Origin of the sequence: Pseudomonas sp. HMSC065H01 (assembly GCF_001815235.1) — a bacterium.
Lineage (GTDB): Bacteria > Pseudomonadota > Gammaproteobacteria > Pseudomonadales > Pseudomonadaceae > Pseudomonas > Pseudomonas aeruginosa.
The window spans coordinates 219301-236853 of sequence record NZ_KV819895.1 but is presented as its reverse complement, the minus strand read 5'-3'; the positions used below and the strand labels follow the sequence as shown (position 1 = coordinate 236853).

The following is a 17553-nucleotide window of genomic DNA, read 5'->3' as shown; positions in this document are numbered from 1 at the left end:
ACGCCATCGTGGTGGTGGAGAACGTCGAGCGGGTGATGGCCGAGGAAGGCCTGTCGCCAAGGGAGGCGGCGCGCAAGTCCATGGGCCAGATCCAGGGCGCGCTGGTCGGTATCGCCATGGTGCTCTCGGCGGTATTCCTGCCGATGGCGTTCTTCGGCGGCTCCACCGGGGTGATCTACCGGCAGTTCTCCATCACCATCGTGTCGGCCATGGCCCTCTCGGTGATCGTGGCGCTGATCCTCACCCCGGCGCTCTGCGCGACCATGCTCAAGCCGATCGAGAAAGGCGACCATGGCGAGCACAAGGGCGGCTTCTTCGGCTGGTTCAACCGGATGTTCCTTTCCACCACCCACGGCTACGAGCGGGGCGTGGCGTCGATCCTCAAGCATCGCGCGCCGTACCTGCTGATCTACGTGGTGATCGTGGCCGGGATGATCTGGATGTTCACCCGCATTCCCACCGCGTTCCTCCCCGACGAGGACCAGGGCGTACTGTTCGCCCAGGTACAGACCCCGCCGGGCTCCAGTGCCGAGCGTACCCAGGTGGTGGTGGACTCGATGCGCGAATACCTGCTGGAGAAGGAAAGCTCTTCGGTCAGCTCGGTGTTCACCGTGACCGGCTTCAACTTCGCCGGCCGCGGCCAGAGTTCGGGCATGGCGTTCATCATGCTCAAGCCCTGGGAAGAGCGTCCCGGTGGCGAGAACAGCGTGTTCGAACTGGCCAAGCGCGCGCAGATGCACTTCTTCAGCTTCAAGGACGCGATGGTGTTCGCCTTCGCGCCGCCGTCGGTACTGGAACTGGGTAACGCCACCGGCTTCGACCTGTTCCTCCAGGACCAGGCGGGTGTCGGCCACGAAGTCCTGCTCCAGGCGCGCAACAAGTTCCTCATGCTCGCCGCGCAGAACCCGGCGCTGCAACGCGTGCGCCCCAACGGCATGAGCGACGAACCGCAGTACAAGCTGGAGATCGACGACGAGAAGGCCAGCGCCCTCGGCGTGTCCCTTGCCGACATCAACAGCACCGTGTCCATCGCCTGGGGTTCCAGCTACGTCAACGACTTCATCGACCGTGGCCGGGTCAAGCGGGTCTACCTGCAGGGCAGGCCGGACGCGCGGATGAACCCGGACGACCTGAGCAAGTGGTACGTGCGCAACGACAAGGGCGAGATGGTGCCGTTCAACGCCTTCGCCACCGGCAAGTGGGAATACGGTTCGCCGAAGCTGGAGCGCTACAATGGCGTGCCGGCGATGGAGATCCTCGGCGAGCCGGCGCCCGGCCTGAGTTCCGGTGACGCCATGGCGGCGGTCGAGGAGATCGTCAAGCAATTGCCGAAAGGCGTTGGCTACTCCTGGACCGGCCTGTCCTACGAGGAGCGCTTGTCCGGCTCGCAGGCGCCGGCGCTGTATGCGCTGTCGCTGCTGGTGGTGTTCCTCTGCCTGGCGGCCCTGTACGAAAGCTGGTCGATTCCGTTCTCGGTGATGCTGGTGGTGCCGTTGGGCGTGATCGGCGCGCTGCTGGCGACGTCCATGCGCGGCCTGTCCAACGACGTGTTCTTCCAGGTGGGCCTGTTGACGACCATCGGCCTGTCGGCGAAGAACGCCATTCTCATCGTGGAGTTCGCCAAGGAGCTGCACGAGCAGGGCAAGGGCATCGTCGAGGCGGCCATCGAAGCCTGCCGCATGCGTCTGCGGCCGATCGTGATGACCTCCCTGGCGTTCATCCTCGGCGTGGTCCCGCTGGCGATCTCCACCGGCGCCGGCTCGGGCAGCCAGCATGCGATCGGTACCGGCGTGATCGGCGGCATGGTCACTGCGACCGTCCTGGCGATCTTCTGGGTACCGCTGTTCTACGTGGCGGTCAGCACGCTGTTCAAGGACGAGGCGTCCAAGCAGCAAGCGTCCGTCGAAAAGGGGCAATGATATGAAACGGTCCTTCCTTTCCCTGGCGGTAGCCGCTGTCGTTCTGTCCGGCTGCTCGCTGATCCCCGACTACCAGCGCCCCGAGGCGCCGGTAGCCGCGGCCTACCCGCAAGGGCAGGCCTACGGGCAGAACACCGGCGCGGCGGCCGTTCCGGCCGCCGACATCGGCTGGCGCGAGTTCTTCCGCGACCCGCAGTTGCAGCAACTGATCGGCGTGGCGCTGGAAAACAACCGCGACCTGCGGGTCGCCGCGCTGAACGTCGAGGCCTTCCGGGCGCAGTACCGCATCCAGCGGGCCGACCTGTTCCCGCGGATCGGCGTGGACGGTAGCGGCACCCGCCAGCGTTTGCCGGGCGACCTGTCGACCACCGGCAGTCCGGCGATTTCCAGCCAGTACGGGGTGACCCTGGGCACTACCGCCTGGGAACTCGATCTCTTCGGCCGCCTGCGCAGCCTGCGCGACCAGGCCCTGGAGCAGTACCTGGCGACCGAACAGGCGCAGCGCAGCGCGCAGACCACCCTGGTGGCCAGCGTGGCGACCGCCTACCTGACGCTGAAGGCCGACCAGGCGCAGTTGCAGCTGACCAAGGACACCCTGGGCACCTACCAGAAGAGTTTCGACCTGACCCAGCGCAGCTACGACGTCGGCGTCGCCTCCGCGCTCGACCTGCGCCAGGCGCAGACCGCCGTGGAAGGCGCCCGCGCGACCCTGGCGCAGTACACCCGCCTGGTAGCCCAGGACCAGAATGCGCTGGTCCTGCTGCTGGGCTCCGGGATCCCGGCGAACCTGCCGCAAGGCCTGGGCCTGGACCAGACCCTGCTGACCGAAGTGCCGGCGGGTCTGCCGTCGGACCTGCTGCAACGGCGCCCGGACATCCTCGAGGCCGAGCACCAGCTCATGGCTGCCAACGCCAGCATCGGCGCCGCGCGCGCGGCGTTCTTCCCGAGCATCAGCCTGACCGCCAACGCCGGCACCATGAGCCGCCAACTGTCCGGCCTGTTCGACGCCGGTTCGGGTTCCTGGTTGTTCCAGCCGTCGATCAACCTGCCGATCTTCACCGCCGGCAGCCTGCGTGCCAGCCTGGACTACGCGAAGATCCAGAAGGACATCAACGTCGCGCAGTACGAGAAGGCGATCCAGACGGCGTTCCAGGAAGTCGCCGACGGCCTGGCCGCGCGCGGTACCTTCACCGAGCAGTTGCAGGCGCAGCGCGATCTGGTCAAGGCCAGCGACGAGTACTACCAGCTCGCCGACAAGCGCTATCGCACGGGGGTGGACAACTACCTGACCCTGCTCGACGCGCAACGCTCGCTGTTCACCGCGCAGCAGCAACTGATCACCGACCGCCTCAATCAGCTGACCAGCGAGGTCAACCTGTACAAGGCCCTCGGCGGCGGCTGGAACCAGCAGACCGTGACCCAGCAGCAGACCGCGAAGAAGGAAGATCCCCAGGCCTGATCGCCTTCCGCGCCATGCAAGAACGCCGACCCTAGGGTCGGCGTTTTTTTATCCTCGCGGAAGTCGGCGGGTCCGCGTCACGGACCCGCTCGGCCTTAGCGGTTGCGGGTCAGCAGTGCGGGGCGCTCGCCCTTGCGCCGCGGTTCCAGCTCGTCGAGCTGCTCGGCGGTGGGGAAGCGATCCATGCGCACCAGGTCGCGCTTGTTGATCACCACCGGCTGGCGGCTCGGCTGCTTGCCGGTGCCATACTCGGACGGCTCGCGCAGCGGCGCGTCGCTCATCCGCGAGGCATTCTCGCGACCCTGGCCGCGCGGCTTGCCGGCGCGCGGTTTCTTCGCCTTGCCCTGGCCGGCACCCTGACCGCGAGCGCCGCCTTGAGCGGCGCCCTGGCTCTTGCCGCGAGCTTGGCCCTGGCCACGACCCTGCTGGCCGGTGCCGCCCTGGGGTTTCTGCTGGCCACCGCGGCGTCCGCGTCCCTTGTTTTCCTGGCCCTGGTAGGGGCTGACGTAGTCGGCGCGGTTGCCGAAATTGTCGAAGTCGTCGTCGAGGAACTCTTCCGGATCGCGATTACCGTCGACTTCCGGCGGCCGATTGGGCTTGGCCGGACGCGCTTCGCGGCTCTGCCGCGGCTGCTGCGCTTGGCCGGCCTCGCGGTTTTCCTTGTTCTTGCCACCGCGACGGCGGCGCTTTCCAGCCGGCTTCTCGGTACCGTCCTGGGCCGCAGCGACATTGCTGTCGGGGTTGCTCGCCTGGGCGTCTTTCGGCTTGCGCTCGCGGCTGCTGCGCCGTTCCTTGTCGCGGCGCGGCTGCTTCTGCGGCGCTTCGCGGGGCTCCGGCTGGGCCACCTCGGGCAGCACGGCCTCGGGGTCGAAACCCTGGGCATCGCCATCGGGAATACGCTGTCTGGTCATCTTCTCGATGGCCTTGAGCAGCTTCTCTTCGTCCGGCGCCACCAGCGAGATCGCCTCGCCGCTGCGTCCGGCTCGGCCGGTACGGCCGATGCGGTGGACGTAGTCTTCCTCGACGTTGGGCAGCTCGTAGTTGACCACATGGGGCAACTGGTCGATATCCAGGCCGCGGGCGGCGATGTCGGTCGCCACCAGGATGCGCACGTCGTTGGCCTTGAAGTCGGCCAGCGCCTTGGTCCGCGCGTTCTGGCTCTTGTTGCCATGGATCGCGGCGGCCGGCAGGCCGTGCTTGGTCAGGTACTCGGCGAGACGGTTGGCGCCGTGCTTGGTACGGGTGAAGACCAGCACCTGTTCCCAGGCGCCGACGGTCACCAGGTGCGCCAGCAGGGCGCGCTTCTGCGGCGCCGGCAGGCGGAACACGCGTTGCTCGATGCGCTCGACCGTGGTGTTCGGCGGCGTTACCTCGATGCGTTCCGGGTTGTGCAGGAGCTTGTTGGCGAGGTCGACGATGTCTTTCGAGAAGGTTGCCGAGAACAGCAGGTTCTGGCGCTTGGGCGGCAGCTTGGCGAGAACCTTCTTCACATCGTGGATGAAGCCCATGTCGAGCATGCGGTCGGCTTCGTCGAGGACGAGGATTTCCACGTGGGACAGGTCGACCTTGTTCTGCCCGGCCAGGTCGAGCAGGCGCCCGGGGCAGGCGACGAGTACGTCGACGCCCTTGGCCAGGGCCTGGATCTGCGGGTTCATGCCAACCCCGCCGAAGATGCAGGTGCTGTTCAGCGGCAGGTCGCGGGCGTAGACCTTGAAGCTGTCATGCACCTGGGCGGCCAGCTCACGGGTCGGGGTCAGTACCAGCACGCGCGCCTGGCGCGGGCCGTGGCGGTGTTCGCGGTCGGGATGACCGGCGGGGAACAGGCGCTCCAGTACCGGCAGGGCGAAACCACCGGTCTTGCCGGTGCCGGTCTGTGCCGCAACCATCAGGTCGCGACCTTGCAACACGGCGGGAATCGCCCGCTGTTGCACGGGAGTGGGCTGGCTGTAGCCCGCAGCCTCCACAGCGCGGGCAAGCGCCTCGGAGAGTCCGAGGGAAGAAAAGGACATGCGGGTTTTCCTATATGGGCCGGGGCGAGGCCGGCTGCTGTGAAATCACCAAGTTCTGCGAACTCCTGTCTACCTTCGGGCCCTGTCGGCCAGGGCGGAAGGTCTGGCCGCGGCGCTGCGTATGCGCTCGGTGGCCGGTGTCGAACGGGTGCCCTCGCGGGCATGGCCGCGCACCTGGTCGGGGGCGCTGGCCGGTTCGCTCCCGGCCCTGGGTGGGGGGGCCGGGGGCAGCGTCAACGGAGGGCTGCGGTCAGAGCAGGTCACGCTGGCGCAAATGCTGGCGGATCTCGTTGGCCCGGGAGCCAAGGAGGTTGCGCAGCAAGCTGTGATTCAGCCAATCCTCGATTTGTTCCGCAATCGGTTCCTGCGGATAGCGTTCGATGGCATTGGTCGCGGCTTTCTCCCACCAGACGGGGCCGCAGGCCCGGTCGAACTCGTTACTGTATTCGTGGCAACCGTAGAGCAGTTCGATACTGAACTGGCGCATCGGAGCCGGCAACGGCAGGGTTCCCAGCTTGTACAGCAGACGCTTGGCACGCGGTGGGCGTGGCAGTCGATCGGTCACCTTGAGGGTGTCGTCGAGGGCTGCAGCGCTGAGAAGGGAGGAACCGTGCTTGCACAACCAGGCCTGGATCTTCGCGCGGAACAGCTGTTTCCGGCTCCAGTAATGGTGGATCAGGTCGGTACAACCCACCAGCTCCAGCCGCTTGTGGGCGGCGACGGCCAGGACGAATTCCTCAAGAGTATAGGCACCGTTGGCAATTGGATAGAGTTCATCCATTAATTCCAACGAACGGTCGAGTATTTTCGCCTCTTCCCGAGGCAGGCCGATGACGCCGGAGTTGAGCTGGTGCATCTCGTCGTCGGCCCAGCTGCGCTCGAACAGGTAGGGCGAGAGGTCGCGGTAGAGCGGGAAGTTACGGTGTTCGCCATAGCGCGCGCCGATCGCGTTGCACAGCAGGCTGCCGGGCTGGATGCGGTCGAACAGGCGCAGGGGCGAACTGTGGAAGAAGGTATCGGTGTCGATCAGCAATGCCTGGTCGGCGTCTTCCAGGGCGTCGCGCAGGGCCACGTGCTTGGCGCGGAAGTGATAGCCGTGCGGTTGGCACCAGGCGACCAACTCCTCGGCCGTCACTTCGCGGACCTGCACCGGCAGGCCGGCGTAGGGACTGGGGTCGTCGGTATAGACCCTGACCGTCAGGCCATGCGCCGCCCCGTCGCGGAGGTGGGCGAAGGCGCTGGCGATGCTGAACAGGGCTTCCTGGTGGTAGGTCTGTCGCCCGTAGACCAGGTAGATCAGATGCTTGCGTGAGTTGGCCATGTCTGTCGTGGATCGCGTGAGAGGCATCCCTGCCGGTATACGCTGCCGGGCCGAACCGCGTGGGCGGTATCAGCGTGGCAGCTGGAGATTCTTCCAGATCGCCAGGCTCGGATCGGCCTGGTTCAAAGTATAGAAATGCAGTCCCGGTGCGCCGCCCTCCAGCAGGCGTTCGCACATCTCGCTGATGACCTGCTCGCCGAAGGCCTGGATGCTGCGGCTGTCGTCGCCGTAGGCTTCCAGTTGCTTGCGGATCCAGCGCGGCAGTTCGGCGCCGCAGGCGTCGGAGAAGCGCGCCAGCTTGGAGTAGTTGGTGATCGGCATGATGCCGGGGACCACCGGGATGTCCACGCCGAGCTTGGCGACCCGCTCGACGAAGTAGAAATAGGCATCGGCGTTGAAGAAGTACTGGGTGATGGCGCTGCTGGCGCCGGCCTTCACCTTGCGCACGAAGTTCGCCAGGTCATCCTCGAAGCTACGCGCCTGGGGGTGGACCTCCGGATAGGCGGCGACCTCGATGTGGAAGTGGTCGCCGGTCTCGGTGCGGATGAAGTCCACCAGTTCGTTGGCGTAGCGCAGTTCGCCGCTGGCCATGCCCATGCCCGACGGCAGGTCGCCGCGCAGGGCGACGATGCGGCGGATGCCGGCCTCGCGGTAGCGGCCGAGCAGTTCGCGCAACTCGGCTTTCGAGTCGCCGACACAGGACAGGTGCGGCGCGGTCGGCACCTTCACCTCGCCGTCCAGTTGCAGCACGGTACTCAACGTGCGGTCGCGGGTGGATCCGCCGGCGCCGTAGGTGCAGGAGAAGAAGTCGGGCTTGTAGCCCGCCAGGTTGCGGGCGGTGGCCAACAGCTTTTCATGGCCGGCCTCGGTCTTCGCCGGGAAGAACTCGAAGCTGAAACGGCGTTCGCTCTGACTCATGATCGGTTCCTTGGACGCGACCACGGCCGCGCCTCTTCTTGTTGATTCCGACTAGCGCCGGGTACTTCAGTAGTACTGGCGGTAGTGCTCGATTTTTTCCCGCAGGCGTCGGGCCGTCGCGGCGTGGGCATGGCCGAGGCGAGCGAGGATCAGCTGCGACTCCTGGTGGTAGTTCGCGATCTTGTCCTGGTTCCAGGTCTGCGGCGGTGGCTGCAGGTTGGTGATGCGGTCGCACAGCTTGACCAGGGCGTACTGCGCCGGGCCCTCGGCAAGCGCCTGGAGATAGTCGTCGAGGGAACGCTTGGGGCCGTCGCCGACGCGCTTGCTCAGGGCCTGCACGCCGGCACAGACGAACTCGCCGAACTGTTGCCGCAGCTCCTCGGGTGAGGTCGCCGTGTCTTCCAGGGTGTCGTGCAGGACCGCGATCTGCAGGGTTTCCCCGAGCCGTTCGATGGCACCGTCGCGATCGGCGGCCAGCAGCTCGTTGGCGACCATGCCCAGGTGCACCAGATAAGGCAGCGGCGAGCCGCTGAGGGTCTGGTTGCGGTGGGCGCGGGCGGCGAACAGCCAGGCCTGGTTGTAGCGATCGGCGAGGTGCGTGGACATCGTGGGAGCGCTCATGCGAACGGGGCAGGCGCATGGCGCCTGCCCCGTGGTCCGCTTAGTAGCGATAGGTGTCCGGCTTGAACGGGCCTTCCACGCTCACGCCGATGTACTCGGCCTGTTTCGGGGTCAGCTGGGTGACCACGCCGCCGAAGCCCTTGACCATCTCCAGGGCCACTTCCTCGTCGAGCTTCTTCGGCAGCACTTCGACGCTCAGGCGCTTGGCCTTCTCGGCGGCCGGCAGGTCGGCGTACTTCTGCTCGAACAGGTGGATCTGCGCCAGCACCTGGTTGGCGAAGGAACCGTCCATGATCCGGCTCGGATGGCCGGTGGCGTTGCCCAGGTTGACCAGGCGGCCCTCAGCGAGAAGGATCAGGTAGTCGTCGTTGTGCGCGTCGAAACCGTCCTTGCCGGTGCGGTGGATCTTGTGCACCTGCGGCTTGACCTCTTCCCAGGCCCAGTTCTTGCGCATGAAGGCGGTGTCGATCTCGTTGTCGAAGTGGCCGATGTTGCAGACCACCGCGCGTTTCTTCAGCGCCTTGAGCATGTTGGCGTCGCAGACGTTGACGTTGCCGGTGGTGGTGACGATCAGGTCGATCTTGCCCAGCAGCGCGGCGTCGATGCTGGCCTCGGTGCCGTCGTTGATGCCGTTCTTGTACGGCGATACGACTTCGAAGCCGTCCATGCAGGCCTGCATGGCGCAGATCGGGTCGACTTCCGCGACCTTGACGATCATGCCTTCCTGGCGCAGCGACTGCGAGGAGCCCTTGCCCACGTCGCCGTAGCCGATCACCAGGGCCTGCTTGCCCGACAGCAGGTGGTCGGTGCCGCGCTTGATGGCGTCGTTGAGGCTATGGCGGCAGCCGTACTTGTTGTCGTTCTTGCTCTTGGTCACCGAGTCGTTGACGTTGATCGCCGGGACTTTCAGGGTGCCGTTCTTGAGCATGTCGAGCAGGCGGTGGACCCCGGTGGTGGTCTCTTCGGTGATGCCGTGGATGCGCTCGAGCATCTGCGGGTATTTCTTGTGCAGGATCTCGGTCAGGTCACCGCCGTCGTCCAGCACCATGTTGGCGTCCCACGGCTGGCCATCCTTGAGGATGGTCTGCTCGATGCACCATTCGTACTCTTCCTCGGTCTCGCCCTTCCAGGCGAACACCGGGATGCCGGCGGCGGCGATGGCGGCGGCGGCCTGGTCCTGGGTGGAGAAGATGTTGCAGCTCGACCAGCGGACTTCGGCGCCCAGCGCGACCAGGGTCTCGATCAGCACGCCGGTCTGGATGGTCATGTGGATGCAACCGAGGATCTTTGCGCCTTTCAGCGGCTGCTGGCCGGCATACTTGCGGCGCAGGCCCATCAGTGCGGGCATTTCCGATTCGGCGATGATCAGCTCGCGGCGGCCCCAGGCGGCCAGGGTGATGTCGGCGACCTTGTAGTCGGTGAAACCGGCGGGCGTCATGACAGCGCTCATGCGTAACTCTCCATTCGTTGTCTGCGAATGGGCGCCGTTGGTGCGTTGACAGACCGGCGAGGCCGGCCTGAGAGCGCGCTCCGTTCGAGCCTGACAGGCCTAGGCCTGCTGCAGCGCCCCTCGAACGGAAGGCGGGAGCGACCCGAAAGGGCCGCCTGAGCGGGCGATTATAGCGGCGCCACATGAAACTCCCAAGTCACCCCTGATACGCCGCTCGTCGCCGTGCGTCGCGCCCTCGGGCTGCGGCGATGCACCGCAGCGCAGAAGCGCGGGGAATTTGCGGTTCAGGATGCTAGAGTGCGCGGTCATGAGAATCGCTCCCATCTCCCGCTCGCCGCTGCTGCAGTGGCTGAGCTTCGCCCTCTGTGCCTGCGTGCTGGTCAACGCGCTGGCTTGCGGCGTCCTGCACCTGCAGGCGCTGGGAGTGGGCAGCGACAAGGGGCAGAAGGCCAGCGTCGGGCTGTTCTGCGTCGCCGGTGCCAGCCAATGGCTATCCCTGGATCCCGACGACGGGTCCGCCGGCGATCCTGCACCGGTCAATCCCCAGTTGCCGATGAGCTGCCCGATGTGCAGCGCCCTGGTGCTGTTCGTCGCGCTCGGGGTGATCTGGTCCTGGCGCTTGCAACGGCGACGCCAGGCACGTTTCCGCCCGCCCGCCACGCGCGAGCCGGTGCCGCCCCGGTACGTCTGGCCGCCGGCCAACCCGCGCGCTTCCCCCGCCTGATCCTGAACGCCCGCCGCGCCGGGCATTTGCATCCGTCGCCCGTCCTGCCTCGTCCGCGCAGCGCTCGCCGCTGTCCATCCGGGCGAGGCGGGCGTGCCCACCATGCCTTGCTTCAGGATCGCTCGATGAAAAAGCACTCCACGGCCCGCCGCGTCCTCGCGCTGGGTCTCAACCTCACCCTGGCCGGCGTTCCGGCCTTGCTCTGGGCCGATGAGGAACCCACCGAACTGCCCGCCCTCACCGTCAGCGCCGGCGCCGCCGGGGAAACCCCGCCGGCCCTCGATCTCGACGACAGCGCCGGCGGCGGCTCGCGCCTGGGCCTGAGCCTGCGCGAGACTCCCGGCTCGGTAAGCGTGGCCAACCGTGCCAGCTTCGAGCGGCGCGGCCTGCGCAGCACCCAGGACATCGCCAACAGCCTGCCCGGCGTGAACGCCTCGGCGCCGCCCGGCTTCGGCGGCTTCGTCACCTACCGCGGCTTCAGCTCGAACCAGGTCAACCAGTTGTTCAACGGCATTCCGGTGCAATACAGCAGCGCCATGCGTCCGCTGGACGACTGGATCGTCGACCGCGTCGAGCTGGTCGGCGGTCCGTCCTCCTTCCTCAACGGCGCCGGTGCCGTCGGCGGCTCGCTGGACTACATCAGCAAGCTCGCCGACCGCTACGGCGATTTCATGGAAGGCCGGGTGCGCTACGGCAGCTACGACGATTCGGAAGTCGCCTTCGGCTTCAACCAGGCCCTGGGCATCGGCCCCGAGCCGAAGCACTTCGTGCGCCTGGACGTCAGCCGCAGCGGCGGCAACGGCTACGTCGACCGCAATTCGCGCGAATCGTGGAACGTCGCTTTCTCCCTGCTCAGCGACCTGACCCCGGACCTTTCCCACACCCTGGCCCTGGAGTACCAGGACGAGCAGGAAGACAGCCCCTACTGGGGCACGCCGGTGCTCAATCCCTACGCCGGCGAGCTGAAGATCGACAAGAGCCGTCGCCGCGAGAACTACAACGTCGCCGATGGCCGCTACGAACAGCGCGTGCGCTGGCTGCGCTCGATCCTCGAATACCGGGTCAGCGACAGCACGCGCTGGCGCAACACCTTCTACCACTACGACGCCGAGCGCGATTACCGCAACCTCGAGACCTACCGCTACAACGCCGACAACAGCGGGGTGGTGCGCTCCAACGCATTCCTCCAGCGCCACGACCAGCAGCTCAACGGCAACCGCTTCGAGCTACAGCACAGCCAGCCGCTGTTCGGACTGGCCAGCGACTGGGCGCTGGGCTTCGACTACAGCATCAACAAGCAGACGCGCTTCCCGAGTACCGCCTCCGGGCCGTTCGGTACGGTCGATCCGGCCAGTTTCGAGCCGGGCCACTTCTACGACCTGCCGGGCATGCGTCCCGGCCACCGGAAGGACCGCAGCAACGAGGTGCGCACCAGCGCGTTGTTCGCCGAGAACCGCCTGGGCCTGACCGACGAGCTGTCGCTGGTCACCGGGCTGCGCTACGACCACCTCGACCTCGACGTGCGCAACCATCGGACGGTGACCGCCAGCGATCCTGCACACTTCGAACGGCGCTGGGACGTGCTCACCGGGCGCGCCGGGCTGGTCTACCAGTTCACTCCGCACGCCAACGTCTACCTGCAATACAGTACCGCCGCCGACCCGCCGGGCGGGGTGCTGACCAGCGCCAGCTTCGGCCAGGTCCGCGACTACGACCTGTCCACCGGCGACCAGTGGGAGCTGGGCAGCAAGTTCGATTTCCTCGACGGTCGCGGCAGCGCCACCCTGGCCGCCTACCGCATCGTCCGCCGGGACTTCTCGGTGGCCGACCCGAACAACCCCAACCTCAGCGTGCCGGTGGGCCAGCAGACCTCCAGGGGCATCGAGGCCGCCGCCTCCCTGCGGATCACCCCGAAGCTGCTGGCCGAGGGCAATTTCGCCTGGGTCGACGCGCAGTACGACGAGTTCACCGAGAACGTCGGCGGCGTCGCCGTCTCGCGCAAGGGCAAGACGCCGCCGAACGTGCCGGAGCGGGTCGGCAACCTGTGGCTGACCTACGACTTCGACCCGGCCTGGCAGGGTGGGGTGGACGCGCGCTACGTGTCCTCGGTGTACGCCAACAACGCCAACACCTGGCACGTGCCGTCCTACACGGTCTACGGGACTTTCCTCAGCTACCGGCTGGACGAGCGCACGCGGATCACCGGGCGCGTGCGCAACCTCACCGACGAGGTCTACGCACGCTTCGTGCAGAGCACGCCGCTGTACTACGTCGGCGACCCGCGCACCTTCGAGCTGAGCGTGCAGACGCGCTTCTGAGGAGTCGTCGATGAAACGCTACCTGTACCTGTGGCACCGCTGGCTGGGCATCGGCTGCTGCCTGCTGATGGTGCTCTGGTTCGTCTCCGGCATGGTCATGCTGTATGTCGGCTATCCCAAGCTGACTCCGCTGGAACGCCTGGCCCACCTGCCCGAGCTGGACGGCTGCGAGGCCTGCGTACCGCTGCGGACGGCCCTCGCCGGCGGCGATGGAAAGACCCCGCGGAGCATCCGGCTGGCCAGCGTAGGAGGCCTGCCGACCTACCTGCTGGACGATGCCGACGGACGCACGCGTGCGCTGGCGGCGCGCGACGGCCGACCGCTGGCGGTGGACGCGGACAGGGTGCTGGCTTCGGCCCGTGCTTTCAGCGGCGAAGTACCGATGCAGTTGCAAGGGCGGATCGAGGAAGACGCCTGGACCCATACCCGCAACCTCGATCCGCACCGGCCGCTATGGCGGGTGCAGGCCGCGGACGAGCAGGGCCGGCTGCTCTACCTGTCCTCGCAGACCGGCGAGGTGGTACGCGACGCCAGCCGCCGGGAGCGCGCCTGGAACTGGCTCGGCGCCTGGCTGCACTGGCTCTATCCGCTGCGCGGCGGCTGGTTCGACGGGCAGTGGGCGAACCTGGTGATCGGCCTGTCGCTGCTGGCGACCCTGGCGACCGTCCTCGGCATCCTCGTCGGCCTGCTCCGCTGGCGCTTCCGCAAGCCCTATCGCAGCGGCTCGCGCTCGCCCTATGCGGGCGGTTTCCAGCGCTGGCACCACCTCGCCGGCCTGCTCTTCGGCGCGCTGGTGCTGAGCTGGATCTTCAGCGGGCTGATGTCGATGAATCCGTGGAACCTGTTCGGCCGCGGTACGCCGTTCGACCTCGCGGCCTACCAGGGCGGTAGCTGGGACCGGGCGCTGCCCGCCGGACTGGAGGCGGACGCTGTCCTGCGGCGCTTGCGTGCCGCCGGGTTGCGGGTGCGCGAGCTGGAGTGGCGGGCGCTCGACGGCGAGCCCTATGCGCTCGGGCGCAGCGCCAGCGGCAACAGCCTGCTGCTGACGGCGGATGGCGAAATCCTCCGCGAGCTACCCGCGGATCGCCTGCTGGCGGCGGCTCGCGCGCTGCTGCCGGGCGTGCCGATGCAGGCCGAACGGTTGGAACGCTACGACTTCTATTACTACCCGCGCGAAGAACACAGCATGATGGGCTACCTGGAGCGGCGCCTGCCGGTCTGGCGCCTGCGTTTCGACGATCCCCGGCATACCTGGGTGCACCTGGATCCCTACAGCGGCGCGGTGGTTGGCGTGCTCGACGACGGTCGGCGCGGCAGCCGCTGGCTGTTTTCCCTGTTGCATAGCTGGGACTGGCTGCCGCTGCTGACCCGGCGTCCGCTGTGGGACCTGTGGATGCTCGGTTTCAGCCTCGGCGGCCTGGTGGTCTGCGCCAGCGGCTGCTGGATCGGCTGGCGTCGCCTGCGCGGCCGCCGTCCGAAGCGTCGCTGAGAGGGGCTACCTGGCAAGACTGGGCGTCGCCGCACGCCCGGATTTGCTGGTAGCCTTGGTTGAATTCGCAGTAATGGATCGCACATGGGCACACACAAGATCGAGATCCGCCGCCGCAACGTCGAGAAGATTCTCCTGGCCGCCGAAAAAGTCTTCGCCGAAAAAGGCTACGCCGGCACCTCCATGGGCAACATCGCCGAAGAAGCCGAACTGCCGCGCTCCAACCTGCACTACTACTTCAGCACCAAGGACGAGCTGTACCGCGACGTCCTCCTCGGCCTGCTCGAGGTCTGGAAGCAGGACGCCCTCTGCTTCGAGATGTTCGATGACCCAAGGGTGGTATTGACCAGCTATATCCGCGCGAAGATGAACCATTCGCGCACCCGCCCGCATGGCTCCAAGGTCTGGGCCAACGAAATCATGCATGGCGCGCCGCTGCTCGGCGCCACCCTCGACGACAGCCTCTACGAATGGGCCAAGATGAAGGAGGCGAAGATCCGCCAGTGGGTCGAGGAAAAGCGCATCCTGCCGATCGAACCGAGCAGCCTGCTCTACATGATCTGGGCCTCCACCCAGCACTACGCCGACTTCGGCTACCAGGTCGAGGTGCTCAACGGCCACCAGCCGCTCAGCGACATGCAGTTCGAAAGGGCGGTACAGACGGTGACCAGCGTGGTCCTGCGCGGAATCGGATTGGAGCCCTGAGCAGCGGAGCCTTCGCTAGAAGGCTCCGGCGATGGCTCAGCTGGCGCGGGTGAAGTCCACCGCTTCCGCCTGTTCGAGGAACACCGTGGTCTGCGCCGGGACCGTCTCGGCGAGCAGCCGTCCGCCGCGGATCGAGTAGCGCACCGGGACCTGCCGGCGCACCGCGTCGAAGCCGTCGCGGGCCGGCAGCACCAGCAGGTTGGCCGGATGGCCGACCTCGATGCCGTATTCCCGCAGGCCGAGGGTGCGGGCGCTGTTGCGGGTGATCAGGTCGAGGCCGCCGTCGATCTCGTCGTAGCCCATCATCTGCGTCACGTGCAGGCCCATGTGCAGCACCTGCAGCATGTTCGCGGTGCCCAGCGGGTACCAGGGGTCGAACACGTCGTCGTGGCCGAAGCAGGTGTTGATCCCGGCACCGAGCAGTTCCTTGACCCGGGTGATGCCGCGGCGCTTCGGGTAGTCGTCGAAGCGACCCTGCAGGTGGATGTTCACCAGCGGGTTGGCGACGAAGTTGATTCCCGACAGTTTCAGCAGGCGGAACAGCCGCGAGGTGTAGGCGCCGTTGTAGGAGTGCATCGCCGTGGTGTGGCTGGCGGTGACCCGTGCGCCGAGGCCGTCGCGATGGGCGAGCATGGCCAGGGTCTCGAGGAAGCGCGACTGCTCGTCGTCGATTTCGTCGCAATGCACGTCCACCGGCAGGTCGTAGCGCTTGGCCAGGTCGATGGCCTTGTGCAGCGACTCGACGCCCAGCTCGCGGGTGAATTCGAAATGCGGGATCGCCCCCACCACGTCGGCGCCCAGGCGCAGCGACTCCTCCAGCAGTTCCAGGCCGTTGGGGTAGGAGAGAATGCCCTCCTGGGGGAAGGCGACGATCTGCAGGTCGACCCAGGGCGCCACTTCGCCGCGCACCTCGAGCATGGCCTTGAGCGCGGTGAGGGTCGGGTCGGAGACGTCGACGTGGCTGCGCACGTGCTGCACGCCGTTGGCGATCTGCCATTTCAGGGTCTGCCAGGCGCGCTGCTTGACGTCCTCGTGGCTGAGCAGGGCCTTGCGCTGGGCCCAGCGCTCGATGCCTTCGAACAGCGTGCCGGAGCGGTTCCACTCCGGCTGGCCGGCGGTCTGGGTGGTGTCGAGGTGGATGTGCGGCTCGATGAACGGCGGCACGGCAAGACCGCCGGCGCCGTCCAGGCGCTCGCCGGCGTCGTCGGCGGCCTGTTCCATCGGCACCAGGGCGGCGATACGGCCATCGGCGACGCGCAGTTGCCAGAGACCTTCGCGGCCGCGCAGGCGCAGGTTGTCAATCAGCATGGAGGACCTCTTCTGGTTTGTTCGGGCTGCGGCTCAGCAGGGGATTGAGCAGCAGGTAGGCGATGGCGGCGCCGAGCACCGCGTTGACCGGCACTATCCCCGGCAGCCAGTGGCCGGCGGCGGTGCCGCAGGCGACGGCGAGGATCGCCGCCCAGTTGATCGCCTGGATGTCCGCGCAGGGGTGCTGGCGGTAGCGCCGGCGGTGACTCAGGTAGTCGGCGATGATCACCCCGCCGATGGGCGGGATGGCGGCGGAGAGGAAGGTCAGCCAGCCGACGAAGTGGTTGTACAGCCAGAGCGCGGCGAGGGTGCCGAGGGCGCCGTTGAGCATCGCCAGGAAGCGGCTGGAGAGGCCGGTGATGTTGGCGAAGCCGAGGCCGGAGGCATACAGCGCGTTGTCGTTGGTGGTCCAGATGTTCAGGCCGAGGACCAGGATCGCCGGGATCAGCAGGCCCTGGGCGATCATCACGTCGGAGATGTCCGACTTGCCCACCGCCGCCGCGCCGGCCGCGCCGAAGATGAACATCAGCGAGTTGCCGAGGAAGAACGCCACCAGGCACACCACCACGGCGGTACGCGCGCTGCGGCCGAAGCGGACGAAGTCGGCGGTGAGGGTGCCGGCGCTGACGAACGAGCCGACCACCAGGGCGATCGCGGTCGAGAGGCTCAGCGGCGCGCTCGGCGTCACCTGCTGCAGCGCCGCCAGGCCGCCGGCGTCGCGCACCGCGAGCCATACCGAGTAGCTGCCGAGAACGACGATCGCCGGGACCGCGATGGCCGACAGCAGGGTCAGACCGGCGATGCCGAAGAACACCGTGAGGGTCATAAGCGCTCCGGAAACCAGGATCAGCAGGTTGACGTCGAGGCCGGTGGCCTTGGCCACCGGGATGGCGAACATCGCTACGCCGACGCCGAACCAGCCGACCTGGGTGCCGCCGAGCAACGCCGAGGGCAGCCAGGAGCCCTTGCTGCCGAACGAGTAATGCGCCAGCAGGTGGGTGGAAAGGCCGGTGCGCGCGCCGATGAAGCCGAGGATCGCGGTGTACAGGCCGAGCATCAGGTTGCCCAGCAGCACGGCGAGGAAGAAGTCGTCGTAGCTCAGGCCGGTGCCGAGGGTGCCGCCGGTCCACATGCTGGCGGAAAAGAAGGTCAGGCCGAGCATCACCACGCTCAGGGCCAGCGCGCTCTTGCGCGCTGCCAGCGGGACCGGTTGCTGGCTGTAGTTGCTGTCTGCGGACATGCGCGAGTCTCCGTGGGGCGCCGGCCGTCCGGGAGCGTCGGCCGGGCCGCGGCGAATGGTAGTCGAAGGCGG

12 protein-coding genes, 1 pseudogene and 1 riboswitch are annotated in these 17553 nt (G+C 67.3%); of the genes and pseudogenes, 6 read left to right on the top strand and 7 right to left on the bottom strand.

The window, feature by feature from the left end; all coding sequences use genetic code 11:
- Positions 1-1919 (top strand): annotated as a pseudogene (mexB, locus tag HMPREF3014_RS17235) (multidrug efflux RND transporter permease subunit MexB); the annotation flags it as partial.
- Between the two features lies 1 nt (position 1920).
- Complete coding sequence (oprM, locus tag HMPREF3014_RS17230; RefSeq protein ID WP_003084633.1) at positions 1921-3378, top strand: multidrug efflux RND transporter outer membrane channel subunit OprM; 1458 nt, start codon at positions 1921-1923, stop codon at positions 3376-3378.
- A 95-nt stretch (positions 3379-3473) separates the two neighbouring features.
- Here oprM and HMPREF3014_RS17225 read toward each other — a convergent pair whose 3' ends face one another.
- From HMPREF3014_RS17225 to ahcY, 5 genes are all read right to left on the bottom strand, one after another.
- Positions 3474-5387, bottom strand: coding sequence for an RNA helicase RhlE2 (locus HMPREF3014_RS17225; protein ID WP_017001581.1), 1914 nt, complete (start codon positions 5385-5387; stop codon positions 3474-3476).
- A 250-nt stretch (positions 5388-5637) separates the two neighbouring features.
- On the bottom strand, positions 5638-6708 hold the full coding sequence (locus tag HMPREF3014_RS17220; RefSeq protein ID WP_003160906.1) for a hypothetical protein: 1071 nt from the start codon (positions 6706-6708) through the stop codon (positions 5638-5640).
- A 69-nt stretch (positions 6709-6777) separates the two neighbouring features.
- Positions 6778-7626 (bottom strand): methylenetetrahydrofolate reductase [NAD(P)H], encoded by an 849-nt coding sequence (gene metF, locus HMPREF3014_RS17215; protein WP_003084639.1) that lies wholly within the window; start codon positions 7624-7626, stop codon positions 6778-6780.
- A gap of 66 nt (positions 7627-7692) precedes the next feature.
- Positions 7693-8247 carry an HD domain-containing protein gene (locus tag HMPREF3014_RS17210; RefSeq protein ID WP_003118822.1) on the bottom strand — a complete coding sequence of 185 codons (555 nt, stop codon included), beginning with the start codon at positions 8245-8247 and terminating at the stop codon, positions 7693-7695.
- Positions 8248-8287: 40 nt separating this feature from the next.
- Entirely contained in the window at positions 8288-9697 is a 1410-nt protein-coding gene (gene ahcY, locus HMPREF3014_RS17205) for an adenosylhomocysteinase (protein ID WP_003099900.1), read from the bottom strand.
- 22 nt (positions 9698-9719) lie between these two features.
- A riboswitch (S-adenosyl-L-homocysteine riboswitch) is annotated at positions 9720-9825 on the bottom strand.
- Between the two features lie 179 nt (positions 9826-10004).
- Here ahcY and HMPREF3014_RS17200 point away from each other — a divergent pair.
- The 4 genes from HMPREF3014_RS17200 to HMPREF3014_RS17185 all read left to right on the top strand — a co-directional run bounded on the left by HMPREF3014_RS17200 (position 10005) and on the right by HMPREF3014_RS17185 (position 14933).
- Positions 10005-10421: a DUF2946 domain-containing protein gene (locus HMPREF3014_RS17200; protein ID WP_003109726.1), complete on the top strand. Its 417-nt coding sequence runs from the start codon at positions 10005-10007 to the stop codon at positions 10419-10421.
- Positions 10422-10546: 125 nt separating this feature from the next.
- A complete protein-coding gene (locus HMPREF3014_RS17195; RefSeq protein ID WP_003084649.1) occupies positions 10547-12739 on the top strand; it encodes a TonB-dependent receptor in 2193 nt (730 codons plus the stop codon).
- A 10-nt stretch (positions 12740-12749) separates the two neighbouring features.
- Entirely contained in the window at positions 12750-14228 is a 1479-nt protein-coding gene (locus HMPREF3014_RS17190) for a PepSY domain-containing protein (RefSeq protein WP_023086805.1), read from the top strand.
- Between the two features lie 84 nt (positions 14229-14312).
- Positions 14313-14933, top strand: a complete 621-nt coding sequence (locus HMPREF3014_RS17185) for a TetR/AcrR family transcriptional regulator (RefSeq protein ID WP_016252892.1) — start codon at positions 14313-14315, stop codon at positions 14931-14933.
- Between the two features lie 36 nt (positions 14934-14969).
- On the opposite strand, the gene HMPREF3014_RS17180 is transcribed toward HMPREF3014_RS17185, so the two are convergent.
- Together HMPREF3014_RS17180 and codB are read right to left on the bottom strand one after the other, a co-directional pair.
- Entirely contained in the window at positions 14970-16241 is a 1272-nt protein-coding gene (locus tag HMPREF3014_RS17180) for a cytosine deaminase (RefSeq protein WP_003084657.1), read from the bottom strand.
- Positions 16231-17481, bottom strand: a complete 1251-nt coding sequence (codB, locus tag HMPREF3014_RS17175) for a cytosine permease (protein WP_023086806.1) — start codon at positions 17479-17481, stop codon at positions 16231-16233. The genes HMPREF3014_RS17180 and codB overlap by 11 nt, the downstream gene beginning before the upstream one ends.
- Positions 17482-17553 lie beyond the last annotated feature (72 nt).